Origin of the sequence: Paenibacillus sp. FSL R10-2771, from assembly GCF_038000205.1 — a bacterium.
GTDB lineage: Bacteria > Bacillota > Bacilli > Paenibacillales > Paenibacillaceae > Paenibacillus_AQ > Paenibacillus_AQ phytohabitans.
Genome location: NZ_JBBOBM010000001.1, coordinates 2,494,897 through 2,508,057, shown reverse-complemented (window position 1 = coordinate 2,508,057; position 13,161 = coordinate 2,494,897). Strand labels below are relative to the sequence as shown.

The following is a 13,161-nucleotide window of genomic DNA, read 5'->3' as shown; positions in this document are numbered from 1 at the left end:
ATGTCTTCACAAACGAGGACTTCATTTGCAGGAACTGTTTGCCCCTAACTCTATTCCATGGCGATCAGTGCAAAACTTTGTGCTAATTTCAAATCCATCATAGCCATCCACCCCTACTCATGATTTAGATAAGCCGGTTCGTGATTCGTGTGTATGAAGAACCTTTTGAAATCGTTTTACTTACTACTTACTACTTATCACTTACCGCATACAGTACGCCATTTGCAAAATATTGTCAAGGATGACTCCGTGCCTCGTTCAACCGAAAAAGTATGTAAATACAACAAATGGCTGAGCTTTTACATAACAAGCCACCTACTCCCGCTATGAGAGCGGTAATTTGGATGTTCCGATTGCCAGCGCAAACAAGCTCGTGTGATAATCACAGGAGCTTGTTCTAATTCCGCTTTACCAGGTTCAACACCAGCTTTTTCACTCCTTCTTTTCTGCCTTTACTGATTGCCATGAAATACTTTGATAAGAAAGTCGTGTACTGGAACCTGCAATAATTCATATGACTCTAAAATTTTGTGTTATCATAGGAGACTTCCTCTAAACTGACTGTAATTTTGTCCTTTGCTATATCTACTACTGAATATCGGGCAGTTGGTTGTGAATTGCATCCTAAAGAACCGGGATTTAAAAAGATAGTATCTTTACCCTCAAAAAAATGAATTGGATGATGATGCCCAAAACATATTAATTTGTCTTCGCTTCCTTTGAATAGAGAGAGTAAATTATCTAAACTCGGCTCAACAATTTCACTAAAAGGATCTTTGCTTATATGTTCATTTAATTGGGTCTGCTCAATATGATAATGGATAAACAATATAGACTTGCCTTCGATTGTTAAAGTGATTGTCCGAGGCAACTGTTCTAATCTGGTGATGAAGCCTTTGTCCATAAGATCTGCTATCCATTGGTGATGCTCTTTAGCGTGAGAGTGGCTTAATGGATAATCTTCCCCTTTTTGAAGTGCTAAAACTGCTTCATCGTGATTCCCGGTAATCATTGAGACATCACTTCTGGCAAATAAGATTGTCAGAACTTCATTTGTATCTGGTCCAATCCCTATCATATCTCCTAAGCAATAAATATGTTCAATGTCCCGCCTCAGGTCAAACTCATTAAGAACTGCCTTTAAGGCAGGAGCATTACCGTGGATATCAGCAATTACTCCAATCTTCATAATCTATCGACACTTCCTTTGTCTATTTTATAATGATTCAAAGAGCGGACAGCCAATAAAATGGATAACAACGCAGTTAATAGCAGTAAGCCCCATCCACAACAATACCGAATAGGACATCCATACGGTAAGCATAGGGTAACTATAGTTCAACAGATAAGGCCAGATCAGTGTCAAAACTAACAGCAGCATTCTAAAGAGTAGAGTAATACGAACCCTGGTCTTTTTCCTGCGTCTATCTTGCTCATCTATTATGTGTCGGGGTGTCCCTACGGCTAGTATCATTACCTTAAGAATGATGCCAATAGCGGCTAACAGAACTAACAACGATGATACCAGATCAGTTATGATGTAGATATCGTCATATTTATAGGTGTTCATAGGGCTCTAATTCATTTGCCCATACCTGTTCTGCGCAATCAACGAGGGTGCCGTTGAGGAAGGAATAGTTGGTTTACAGACTCATATCCGGCTGCCCGGATGTCAACCTCATGTGTTTGATAAATTGCGTTCTTCAGATTATCCGGTAGATCGCCTATTTCCATCTGGGCAGTGATCCAGTGCTCCAAATCCTTGAAATTCGTTACCAGATATCCCGCTGCAATATCTCCATAATATCTGGGGGCGTTGTATGCTAAGCTTTTCCCGAAAAACGCGCGATAACCTTGAGTAAGCTGCTCCAGCTTCTTTTCCTGTCCTGTTGAAAAATAACTGTCAGTCATCCCCAGCGGAATCAGTATGTGCCCAGTTACATAATCCTGATAATTCATACCTGTAACTTGTTCGATAATCATTGCTAAAATATCATAATTAACAGTTGCATACTGATATTCAGTCCCCGGATTTGTATCTAGCGCAATATTAGAAATCTTATGTATGGTTGTTCCAAGCATTTCTTCCGTTGTACCTTCAGGAATTAACCTGATGCTCCATGACGGTATACCGCTTGTATGAGCCAATAGTTGTCTAATAGAAATCTCAGTTTTCTCCCCCTTGTAATCTGGAGCAAACCAGAGAAGATAATCTGAAATATAATCGGAATAAGCTAAGCTCCCTCTTCTTGTAGCAAAATAACAGCTAGAGCCGTAAACGCTTTGGTGGTCGAGCCCAATTCGAAAAGTGTTTCCTCAGTGACCGGCTTTTCTTGTTCCACATCGGCGTAGCCGTACACCCTAAATTCTGTCTCGCCCTGTTTGGATGATACGATGGCAACGCCTGGAGTCGCTGTTTTGCTCATAATGGTTTTCACCATGTTTTGCTCAATAGCATAATTTCCCGATCCAAATAAATTTCCAATCGAATGCCAACATGCAGTAGTAGCGATGAGCACGATCAGCAGGACTGCACTTACTGTTACAATAGTTTCCTTTCTCCTAGTACTCTTCTGCATTGTCGTTCTCCTTTGAATTCGTATATCAAATTCAAAATCCCTAAGTCACTATGCTGTTCTTAATTTAGACGTTCATTCCATCCCGTTCCCTGCGAATATATACCTTGCTTCCAAATAAAAAACTCCTGTCAAATTATTAGCAGAAGTTTCATTAAAAGATTGATTCACACGGAAATGACAACAAAACCGCTTGTTTGTGTGTTAGATATTAGTGAACCTTGGCAGCAATATAAACCGTAGAACTGTTATAAAAATTATAGTAGATACCATTGCTCCAGATAAAATTACTTGGATCAGTAATTCCAGTATTTTGTGATGGATTTGGACCGTGTTTTTCAGACCAGGTTCCTGTGCTATTTTGAAGCATAAAATGATAATCAACATTATCTCCACCAAAACCATACTGGTCAGGAAGATCAACTTTACCATTACCATTGGTATCAATCCAACCTATTCTTAAAGCTATTCGATGTTCATCGGCGTTAACGGCCGCAGTTCTGCTACTTAGTATTCGCCAGCCAGGTATAAAATATAATGAATTTGTATTTCCATCTTGGACTACCAGGTTAGCAACATAATTCACATTCGTAAAATATTGTGAATCTGCGAGATTTGAAACGCCATCTCCATCGCCAGGATTCATTTTCCATGGGGCTTAGGTAGCATAACCATAGCAGTTAACTGCAGAACTATTAACAGCCGAATAGGGCCATGCATGACCATAATCGGATGCCAAGGTGGCAAAAGATTCGTTTGGGAGTTCAAAAGTGGGAGTTAGTAAGTCCGGTTGAATTAATACGTCTCGGATAGTTGTGGATTCTGTTGGAAATACTAAACTTGATGTTTTTTTGAGTTCACCAGAGGTAGTAACATTGCCAAGGGAGTCAACGATAATTGTATCCTCTCCCTGCCATTCACCGACCCAAGTCTTATCTGCCCCAGATGTTTGCACCTGTCTCAATGTACTATTATCAATTGGAGCTGCCAAAACTACCGAAGAGAGAGAAAGACTCACAATTAATGCAAATGAAAATGCATACAAGGATAATTTTTTCATTAATACCAATCCCTTCTTTTTTGATATAAGAAATTTACCATAAATTACTAATATAATTCATGAAAAATGTCACTATATAAGCTGAACTTAACAATGATGGCGAGCTCGTGAGCGAACCTCTTACGGAGCTTCACTGATGCAGTAAGTAAGATTTAAAGCCGCTTTGAAACTAAGTTAGACCAAACTAAACCAGTAAGCGTAATTGAAAATTAAATCAACTATTAAAATATTTTTAGGTTGATTAATATAAAATGTGCAATTGCACATAAATCTGCCCCAGTTATCATTAATGGTGATACGGTGTTATTGATCTGGGATTATATTAAATGAAGAAATTACGGAGGTAAGGAGAATGAGTAACATGAAAAGGTATGTACTATTATTATTTATGATATGTCTAGTTTGATCCGACGCCTATCTTTGCATCCACGTCCAGTCCAAAGTTTGTGAAAGTATCGTTTCTATCGAATCATGGTCTTATATTAAAGGATGACGAAAGCTTCGGACCCTTGGGGGATGAATGACATAGGACAACTAGGCGACGACGTTTCGCTCTTCGCCTGTACAAGTGCAAGGGCTTTCGAGAAGTAAATGAATTTTAACAGGATATGATTTTTCTGCAGTACTTGCCGAAGACGGGGATGTGTATACATGTGCAACGAACGATCAGGGCCAATTGGGGACATCCAGAAATACTAAGTTTGAAAAAACTGCTCTCGCCATCTGAGGCCACTGAAAAATGTATCAAAAAAAACGACGCCTATTCGGTCCCTCCGAATGGTCGTCGTTTTTTCTCACCTAATTCTTCGACTTTTATCTACCCCATAAGTTTCAATATTCGTTTTAAACTAACAGTGAATATCGCCATAGCTCCCTGAATTCCCATGCCAACTGAACCCGAGGAGATGCAACATCGTACCCGTGTCTGTGATTGATTCGCTATTTTCGGCTCCAATTTTGTAGCATTCTTTAATTTTGGCTTTAAAGGCTTCTCTTTCCTGAAACGCAGCTTGCTTTACATGTTCGTTGCTCTTTCACCCTTTGCCTTACATCTAAAATAATACCCGATGGAATCGACCGGACCTTTAACCGTATGATAGGCTGCGAATGGTTGAAGGCATTCCACATCAAATTCTGGATTAATCCCTAGGGTATCAATTCTTGTCTCATTTCCTTCTATTTCGTATACATCTAATCCAGTCTCTTCTTTAACCTCTCTGATCAGGGCTTGGATCAACGACTCAAAGGGTTCAATTCTCCCCCCGGGAAGTTCGAACTTAAAGGAGGTATCTGTTTTCATTCTTCTTTGTATGACGATCTCAGGTTCTCCATCATTGAATCGTTCAATGAATGCTCTTGAATTAACGTAGAACATTGAACCCACCCTTTCTTAGATATGTGACACCCACGGCATAACGAATCTTTGCGATTCTTAATATTTCATTAGCTGCCAAACTTTGCTTCCCATTGCTCTAACCAAGCTTTATAACTCATAGAATGCACTTCTTCTAATGTTCTTCCATCTAATGACCATACGCCGCCATCCATGGCCTGATCGATTACTGGATAAGAATGTCCGCCTACTGCCTGGTTATCCACGACATAGATCCAAATTGCGGTTTTCCCTTTAGATTTAACAATATTCTCCGGTTTGGCGCTTGTGGATTTCCAGTTATCCAATGGATGGTTTGTTACTATGAACTTCTGTACGTTAACCTCTTTGTCCAGATAAACACTGGGATCTTCGGTTTGCAGCCCCCAGTAATTGGAATATGGTAAATTCATTAACTTTTCTTTTGTTAAGGTGTAGACTTCACTGGAGCCTTCATACGAAGAGACCTTGTAACCCTTAGATTCCAAATAATCTTTTGCCGCAGTAGCATTGTGGTCTAATGTTGTGGCATTATGCGAAGCGGAACAGCCCGTTAAACTGAATAGAAGCGTCATTAATGTTAAGACAATTCTGACCAAACCGTCCCCTCCTCCATTGTTTTCTCGCTCTTATTGGGAACCATTACTCATTGACTATAACGAAATGAATTCAGCTTTTGTTACACGTACGCAGATATATATGGAGTAGTTGTTCATGGTTTGGGAGGATTATCGTATGTAAGAGGAAATACCGATTGGAATTCACTGGCGCATTGTTCTATAATATCTGCGGTTATAATCACAGCTGTGTAATTTTGTATGTCGGGACACCCAATTATAACCGCCGATTTTAATCTGCCTTACCCGGCGATCTTACTCTTATACCTTCTCCTTAATCGGAAACAATAAATCAAGCTGTAAATCGTCCATTTTACCGCCATTTTGTACGTAATTATAAAAATTCAATGTTTCCTCAAATCCTTGCCCTGCAACCGTTTCAAGCGATGCCCAGCGCGGAGAATCCCAATCATTATCATATTTATTGCTTGCGTTAACCCATTCTTTTAATAAACGCCAGTCCTCGAAGTCCCATGCCCTGAGCACATGTGCGGCATATAACCCGCCGTCAAACGTACGTTTGACTAAAGGCGCGGGAACCTCTGTGTCGCCCGGAATGGATACCCACACCTCATATACATGGGAGGGTTCTCCGATTCCTGCTGCCCCTTTAGAGCAGTCAAAACCAAAACTCCGGGCGTCGGGTTTAATTGTTAGCAATCCGCTTTCTGTTACAAATTGCGTGATCATATCCAGCGCTTTGCCTTCGCAGCCTTCTCCCGTTGCATAAGCAGCAGCCACAGTCATGGGCGGCAGATAGACAATCCGCACATCTTTGTCCGCCAGCTTGTTTAAATTTTCATTTGCCTTGTTTAATTCTTCCATTGACTTTTCCTCCTTGAAGTTGATTTTCGAGACAGTCAAGGAATCCACAACCTCCAGTAAACTTGCGTCGTCAGGCAGTGCGAATTTCGCACCTCTGAGATTCAGATATTCGACAAAGGCTTTGATAACACTGCGAATGGTGGAGAGCGCGGTGATCTCGTCCTCAATATCCGCAAGGTTACGCTCAAAAGCTTCGATTGCAACACGCGCTTCCGCGCTTTGCAGAATTTCGGCAATCTGTCTGAGCGGAATCCGCAGTTTACGCAGAACGATAATCTGACGCAGACGTGTGATGGCTTCTGAATCGTATGCGCGGTATGCGGAATCTTCCTTTTTCGCAGGCGTAATCAGCCCGATTTGCTCGTAATACCTAAGGGTACGGGTGGAGACTGAAAAGTGCTTTGACACCTGACTGATGGTTTGCAGTTCGATGACTATCCCTCCTTCTGAGAGTAAATATACAGGTTTACGCGACGTTAGAGTCAAGAGACCTGGTACCGGAAGCTTATGTAATTATCCTTAAGTATTACGATGTTACTCTACCTTCATCCATAGAGCATTCTGCCGGTCATCTGGACTTGATAAAACCATCATCCCAGATGGATGACCTTCAGGAATTAAGGTTTTTCAAAACATCCTTTCCCGTATTCGCTTCTTCAATAGAGACTGAACCAATGAATTTATCAAAATTTTCATTTTTTCGAAATATGCTTTTGAACCAAAATTTAATGGATTGGACTCATTGTATTCGACTCAGGCATGACATGATATGACCCTCCCATCCCTTCAATAACTGTACGCAAAGGTACATAGGTCACTCCATCAATGACTTTAGCTTCCCCTTTAATGGCAGCCCCGTTTACCCTTAAAGAGTATGCTGCAGTGGCTGCATAGACCGTAATGGATAGACATACCACTGACAACATAATAAGAAAACTAGACACAATAAACTTTTTGTTCACTATTGGCACACTCCCTGACCGACTTGCTTCTCATAATCTTTTTAATATTCGACAATATCACCTTCTGCCCTTCCAAAAGAACTTCCCTCATGTGATTTTTTTCCAATAAAAGAACCGAAGCTTTATTTTCACCCCGGTTTCCATTACTAACGTATTATATTCCTTCGTAAACAGAATCTTCTTTCACAAACTAATACTTCAATCATGTATAAATTTTATGCGAAAACTGCATAAATAAAAATATGCATTTTTCGCATAAAGTAAATTTGGCTTGGGTGATGAGCATTGTACACAAGAATCCGCGATTTACGCGAAGACAAAGATCTGACGCAGCAACAAATGGCTGAGCTTTTACATATCACACAAGCCACCTACTCCCGCTACGAGAATGGGAATTTGGATGTTCCGAGTGCCGTATTAATTACGCTGGCGAATTTCCATAAAGTAAGTATCGACTACATTTTAGGGCAGACCCATAATCCCAAGCGCTATCCGCAAAAATAAAATAGTATTCAACAAAAAGAAGCTCTTGTGATCATCACAGGAGCTTCTTTCATTTCTAGCCCTATAAGTAGATCTGGATATTCCGGATGAATTCCCGGACCAAGTTATCCTCCAAACGACTCACATTTAATAGTCATTCCGGCTCTCTTTCAAGCGGATTACATTGTATTTGAGTAATAGGGTGATTGGCGCATGAATACCTCGATTCATCCGCTTTCTGTGACAGAGATCCGGTAACTTTTTATAAAATCCTGCCCATAATACAACATTCGCCTCCTAAGATCGTCCCAATTCCAAAATTGTTGTACAAAAGGCAGCATTTCACCTTTTTCAAACGGCTCAGCTTGATTATTCTTGTATTTCATACAACAATCCTCCCGAATACCTGGCTATCCATGAATTAAAGTTGCAAAACGTACAACATTTATGTCTACAGCGCTTCCCATGAAGTCCCCACCCTGCCGCTAAAGAATCAAATATACAAAAAGGGCTGGACCTGTGTTAAGGCTCAATCCCCCACACCAGTTGGCCATTCATATATCCGGTGACCTGCTCATTGTTAACAAATTGACTGGCGGAGGCCTTGAACGAATAATCGTTAGCCTGGTTGTAATTGGACCAGTCGGTTTTGGAGAAGCGGGTCTGGATCTCCGCGCTCTGGCCGGGGTTTAGCGTTCCAGCCGAACTTGCGAAGCCAATTTCCAGAGCATAATCTGCACCGGCAACCGGGGTTGCCAGCTTCACGAATCTGCTGGTTACATTCGCGCTACCGACACTGGACCAGTCGATCCAGAAGCTCTGATCTTTCTCGCCGTCAATCGTGTAGTAATACCGGAGCTTCACATCACTGAGCTGAACTGCCGAATTACCGCTATTGACGACTTTGAATTTGGCCGAAATCCCGTTAGTAGAGGCACTTGTGTTGCCATTAAAAGCCTGGATCGTCAAGCCGCCCGCTGGTAGCAGAACGCTGCTATCCGCAACATTCACTGTAAGTACAGCGTTATTTCCTCCGTTAAAATGGAAGGTGATCGGATTCTGGCCGAGCGGCAGCGTAGAGAGATAGGATTTCTTCAGGACGACTGTTGCGCCTGATGCCGTATAATCCTGGCCCGATACAAGCGTGTTGCTTCCATTCGTCAGGTTTGCAAGCTGATGTCCGTTTAAGGTAAGGGCTACGGAAATATCCTGCGCTTGAGCCGTTGCTTTATCAAAGGCCGCGCTCACAGGTGCAATAGATGCACTCGGTGTGGTATCGACAATTGTAACTTTCAATACGGGATCTTGTCCCTGATTGAAATCAAAGACAATCGAATGCTCGCCAACCGGGAGCGTTGCCAGGAATGACTTTTTCAGCAGCAGCGTATTTCCGCTTACAGTATAATCCTGCGTCGCGGTCAAGGCATTGCCCCCAGTCCGGAGGGCAGTTAACGTATTGCCGTTAGCATTCACGGTTATGGCTTTGTCACTCTGAGCCGCTGCATACTTGTTAAATTCGATACTTGCAGGTGTAATGGATGCACTTGGGTTTGGATTATTGACACTCAAATCGGGCAGCTCATCCAGTGTAATGACATAATTGCTCTGATATAGCGTGGTCAGTGTGGCCGGATAATTAAAGGCAGAACTCATGAGATGCTCACCATACCACGGCAGGAAATAGAGCCAGCCCGACTTCTCCTCGGTCAGATTCTGTACGCTCGGGACAGTATCATTCTCGGTCATGGCTACCATTTTGGTGCCGCCGGTTAGATCCACCAGCTGATAGAATATCGAGGTAATCGCATCCTCATTGGGCACACCGGACAAACCGTCATAGCGGTTGTAGACTGTATTGTATTTATCGTAGCCTACAATATCCACCTGATCGTCACCGGGATACCAGGCGGGAGAAGTACTGTAAACATAGCTGTTATACGTCCAGATCAGGTTGTGCAGGTCATAGGTTTCTGTAAGTTCGGTATATAGTTGATCCCACAGCTGCTTATATACCTCTGCGCCTGCTGATGCCCACCAGAACCACGCGCCTTGCCCGTTCAACCCGCCGTTACCTTCGGCCTCGTGATAGGGTCTGAAAATAACCGGCACGTTGTTATCCTGCAGAATCTGCAGCTGCTCCGCCAAATCGGCTATGGCCAGCTGTACGTATTGGTACTCTTTCGTCCCGGGAATGACTGCATTCGCTGTATTAAAATTAGTTTCCGTCGGCTTGTAGGTAGCTTCCTTCCAATCCACAAATTCCCCCAGCTGATAGGCGGTGAAATCCCGGGGAACAGTGAGATGCCAGCTGTTAGTCGCAATCCCGCCCCGGTTGTTCACCCAGTCGATCATCCGCGCGGTTGTACCGTCCTCCCAGCCGTATAGCGGATTATAGTTCATCAGATCGAACCCGCGGATGGCCGGATATTTGCCGGTTAAATTGTGAATCCAGTCGAACTCCAGCTCGGAATTCCCGTCATTGCCTCCCCCGTAAATCTCCTGCTGGCCGGAGATCATGTGATTGCCGTACACTTCTGTCAAATAATTCATCAGCAGCTGAGTTTCCGGGGTAGCTTGAGTATCACTGAGGACAGGCTGCACATCCAGGGGGTCCAGATCGGCAACATCCACACTGAAGCTGTCAAAATAAGCGAAGCCCCAGCCCGCCTTCAGCTGGATGGTGTTACTGCCCTGATTCAGCTTGTGATAGCCAAAATCGAAATCCGACCATGTGGTCGTGTAAGGCAGCATATACGAACCTTTCGTAACGCCGTTAACGTTCAACGATTGAAGCCGGCCGTCTGCGCTAAGCTCCTGCATATAACGGGTAGAGATCGTGTACATGCCTGTTTCCGGGACCGTCACATTGAAGGTAATGGTGCCTGAATTCTGCATCCAGACAAAACCGCTCCCGGTGTAGCCGGGCTTAGGTTGTCCGTAAATTTGGGTCGTCACTTGAAGATCGGAGGTGAGCTGAGCATTTTCGCTTTCAATTGTGAAAAGTGCGTTGTCTGCATGAACGGGCGGCGCTGTCATCACTCCAAGCATCAGAGTAAATGCCAGGATCATTGTGCTTGCCTTCTTGAGCAAATTTTTCATTTCCACCTTTCCTCCCCATGATAAAATGGTAAATACTTGATCAATCTATCAAGTCTTGGATGCGCTTTCATAGCAAAGATAACATACATTCCATATTTTGTAAATCGTTGAATATTGAAAATAATGTACCCTGCTGCAGGCGCACTAAAAAACTCCCGCTAATAGATTCGCAGGAGTTTCTATAGAGAGGTTCAACATTAATCATACAAGACTTCAATCATCTGCCTTGTCTTCGCCAGCTGCTCCACCGTTAAATCATGCTGGGCAGAGGCATATACGCTAAAGACAATATCGAGTACAAATAACTGGGCGAATCTCGAGCTAGTTGCCGCACTGCGAAGCTTAGCTTCCGGCGCGCGTGATGTAAATAAAGAGACATCCGCAAGCTGGGCAAGCTTGTTATTTCCGGGGCGGGTGAGACTGATCGTTTTGACCCCCTGCTCCTTGGCCCGTTTCGTTAATTGAATGACCTCTCTCGTCTCACCGCTATACGAAATCCCCCAAAAGACGGCGTTTTCTGATTTCGTAGCCATGGCTGCTGCCAATAAATGACGGTCTGAAATCGCATATACATTTTTGCCGAGCCTAAGCCATTTCTGTGCTGCATCCTCTGCAATGATAAAAGAGGCGCCAATCCCATACACATAAATAACCTCTGCCTGTTGTAACAGGCGCACAGCCTGCTCAATGGATTGCGCGTCCAGCTGGCTGGCCGTATTCTGAAAGGTCAATATGGTATTTGACAGCATTTTATCAATGATAGAATGCACGGTTTCATTCGATTCAACATCAAAGTAGCCCACATAATTCGTGTTCTCTACTTCAGCGGATAAACGGATCTTCAGAGCGGGGAAACCCTCGATACCCACTGACCGGCAAAAACGGACAACCGCCGCACTGCTTGCCTCCGCTTTGGCTGCTAACTCATGTATGGTCATATGCATCACTTCTTTAGCATTGGCAAGAATGTACTCAGCTACTTTTTTTTCTGATTCCGGCAATTCATTTAATACCAGTTCAATTTGGGAAATCATACTTCCTGCTACCAAGTTCCAAGCTCCTCTCCTCAGGCTATTCTCCTTATTGTAACAAAATAGAGGGGATAAATCATTAAGTAGCAGCTGTGAAGCTAAAGCGCCTTCCGCCTTGTCTGACGTAGTCCAATAGAGGAAGGTCCTCTTCTATCACATGACCAATTACATTCACGCCTTCATGTGCCGGCAGGTCCGTTAATGTGATCTGCAGCTCATGTTCATAGCGGCCATACAAATAATTATCGACGGTAACCGTTCCTCTAGGCCGCTTGTTCGTATGCATAGGCGCAATACTTCGGGTCATTACAAAACGTTCCTGATCTGTCCTCGCAGTTTCCGACCGGACCACATCACGGGCAGCGTCAAGGCGGTTCCGGTGAACCGTATCCCATAGGGCATAAGGCAGTTCTTGGGTTACCCGCAAAGGAATAATCCCATCTTCATACCGCTGAAATTGAACCTGAGACCCTTCTGAAAGGGTTAAATCGCCAACGAAAATTTTGTCCACCGCACAATCCTTCTCTAATTCCAGATAAGCTAGAAAAGAAGATTGATTCCTGTGCTTCTCTAAGGTAGGCAAGCTTTGAAATAACGGTTTTCGCTTCAGCCCGTCTCCCGGAATAAAGGCCATTGTCGTAATGCCTTCCGCCTGCAGCCATCTGTTCTTCGCTATAAATGCTTCTTTATCCAGACCTGTCTCCGGGCGGGGATAATAATTATGCCAGGCCTGGGTATTCTCAAGACAAATAGGATGCTCTTGTAAGGCAGTTAAAAATTCTGGTGTTAAGGTGCTGGCGTTTAAGGCGATTTTCAGATGTTGTGAGTAGGCTGCAATTTCATCGGCGCTAAAACCAAAATCAGTCCGCAAACCTGTAACACCAGCATCCAATAGAAAGGGAAATGAAAATTTCTCCAATGCTTTTCCGGAAATATCCGCCATCAGGTCCATTCCTAACCGCCGGGCAGCGTTGGCGATCTCCAGCAATTTCTCCTTCAATTGTCCGATGTCATCCTCCGGCATATGAAGGGATGTGAATATTTCCGTACAGCCTGCAGCCTTCATTTGTTCCATATACTTGACATTATCTTCTAACGTGCGGTCCGCCACAAAAATTGAAATTCCGAGCACTGGA

General features: G+C 43.4%; 11 protein-coding genes and 2 pseudogenes. 1 reads left to right on the top strand and 12 read right to left on the bottom strand.

What is annotated here, in order from left to right:
• Positions 1 to 520: 520 nt before the first annotated feature.
• From NSU14_RS10725 to NSU14_RS10690, 8 genes and pseudogenes are all read right to left on the bottom strand, one after another.
• Positions 521 to 1,189: a metallophosphoesterase family protein gene (locus tag NSU14_RS10725; protein WP_340944708.1), complete on the bottom strand. Its 669-nt coding sequence runs from the start codon at positions 1,187 to 1,189 to the stop codon at positions 521 to 523.
• A 419-nt stretch (positions 1,190 to 1,608) separates the two neighbouring features.
• Positions 1,609 to 2,426: pseudogene (locus NSU14_RS10720) on the bottom strand (serine hydrolase domain-containing protein).
• 361 nt (positions 2,427 to 2,787) lie between these two features.
• Positions 2,788 to 3,222 carry a hypothetical protein gene (locus NSU14_RS10715; RefSeq protein ID WP_340944706.1) on the bottom strand — a complete coding sequence of 145 codons (435 nt, stop codon included), beginning with the start codon at positions 3,220 to 3,222 and terminating at the stop codon, positions 2,788 to 2,790.
• A 12-nt stretch (positions 3,223 to 3,234) separates the two neighbouring features.
• Positions 3,235 to 3,636: a hypothetical protein gene (locus tag NSU14_RS10710; protein ID WP_340944704.1), complete on the bottom strand. Its 402-nt coding sequence runs from the start codon at positions 3,634 to 3,636 to the stop codon at positions 3,235 to 3,237.
• An 817-nt stretch (positions 3,637 to 4,453) separates the two neighbouring features.
• Positions 4,454 to 4,670: pseudogene (locus NSU14_RS10705) on the bottom strand (IS5/IS1182 family transposase); the annotation flags it as partial.
• Entirely contained in the window at positions 4,652 to 5,011 is a 360-nt protein-coding gene (locus NSU14_RS10700) for an NUDIX hydrolase (RefSeq protein WP_083705408.1), read from the bottom strand. The gene NSU14_RS10700 and the pseudogene NSU14_RS10705, both read right to left, overlap by 19 nt.
• A 68-nt stretch (positions 5,012 to 5,079) precedes the next feature.
• Positions 5,080 to 5,607 carry a hypothetical protein gene (locus NSU14_RS10695; protein WP_076243214.1) on the bottom strand — a complete coding sequence of 176 codons (528 nt, stop codon included), beginning with the start codon at positions 5,605 to 5,607 and terminating at the stop codon, positions 5,080 to 5,082.
• 279 nt (positions 5,608 to 5,886) lie between these two features.
• A complete protein-coding gene (locus NSU14_RS10690) occupies positions 5,887 to 6,858 on the bottom strand; it encodes a MerR family transcriptional regulator (RefSeq protein ID WP_340944702.1) in 972 nt (323 codons plus the stop codon).
• An 839-nt stretch (positions 6,859 to 7,697) separates the two neighbouring features.
• Between NSU14_RS10690 and NSU14_RS10685 the strand changes: the two genes are divergently transcribed.
• A complete protein-coding gene (locus NSU14_RS10685) occupies positions 7,698 to 7,916 on the top strand; it encodes a helix-turn-helix domain-containing protein (RefSeq protein ID WP_340944700.1) in 219 nt (72 codons plus the stop codon).
• A gap of 206 nt (positions 7,917 to 8,122) precedes the next feature.
• Here the strand turns inward: NSU14_RS10685 and NSU14_RS10680 are convergent, their stop codons facing one another.
• From NSU14_RS10680 to NSU14_RS10665, 4 genes are all read right to left on the bottom strand, one after another.
• A complete protein-coding gene (locus NSU14_RS10680) occupies positions 8,123 to 8,281 on the bottom strand; it encodes a hypothetical protein (protein ID WP_340944698.1) in 159 nt (52 codons plus the stop codon).
• A gap of 136 nt (positions 8,282 to 8,417) precedes the next feature.
• Complete coding sequence (locus tag NSU14_RS10675; RefSeq protein WP_340944696.1) at positions 8,418 to 10,994, bottom strand: glycosyl hydrolase; 2,577 nt, start codon at positions 10,992 to 10,994, stop codon at positions 8,418 to 8,420.
• A 197-nt stretch (positions 10,995 to 11,191) separates the two neighbouring features.
• Positions 11,192 to 12,043 (bottom strand): MurR/RpiR family transcriptional regulator, encoded by an 852-nt coding sequence (locus tag NSU14_RS10670; RefSeq protein WP_340944693.1) that lies wholly within the window; start codon positions 12,041 to 12,043, stop codon positions 11,192 to 11,194.
• A gap of 61 nt (positions 12,044 to 12,104) precedes the next feature.
• Entirely contained in the window at positions 12,105 to 13,157 is a 1,053-nt protein-coding gene (locus NSU14_RS10665) for a DUF871 domain-containing protein (protein ID WP_340948920.1), read from the bottom strand.
• Between the last annotated feature and the right edge of the window lie 4 nt (positions 13,158 to 13,161).

What these genes read in the sequence shown, in the direction of transcription:
- NSU14_RS10725 (WP_340944708.1), bottom strand. Translation starts at nt 1,189, where the DNA reads ATGAAGATTGGAGTAATTGCTGATATCCACGGTAATGCTCCTGCCTTA.
- NSU14_RS10715 (WP_340944706.1), bottom strand. Translation starts at nt 3,222, where the DNA reads ATGAATCCTGGCGATGGAGATGGCGTTTCAAATCTCGCAGATTCACAA.
- NSU14_RS10710 (WP_340944704.1), bottom strand. Translation starts at nt 3,636, where the DNA reads ATGAAAAAATTATCCTTGTATGCATTTTCATTTGCATTAATTGTGAGT.
- NSU14_RS10700 (WP_083705408.1), bottom strand. Translation starts at nt 5,011, where the DNA reads ATGTTCTACGTTAATTCAAGAGCATTCATTGAACGATTCAATGATGGA.
- NSU14_RS10680 (WP_340944698.1), bottom strand. Translation starts at nt 8,281, where the DNA reads ATGAAATACAAGAATAATCAAGCTGAGCCGTTTGAAAAAGGTGAAATG.
- NSU14_RS10675 (WP_340944696.1), bottom strand. Translation starts at nt 10,994, where the DNA reads ATGAAAAATTTGCTCAAGAAGGCAAGCACAATGATCCTGGCATTTACT.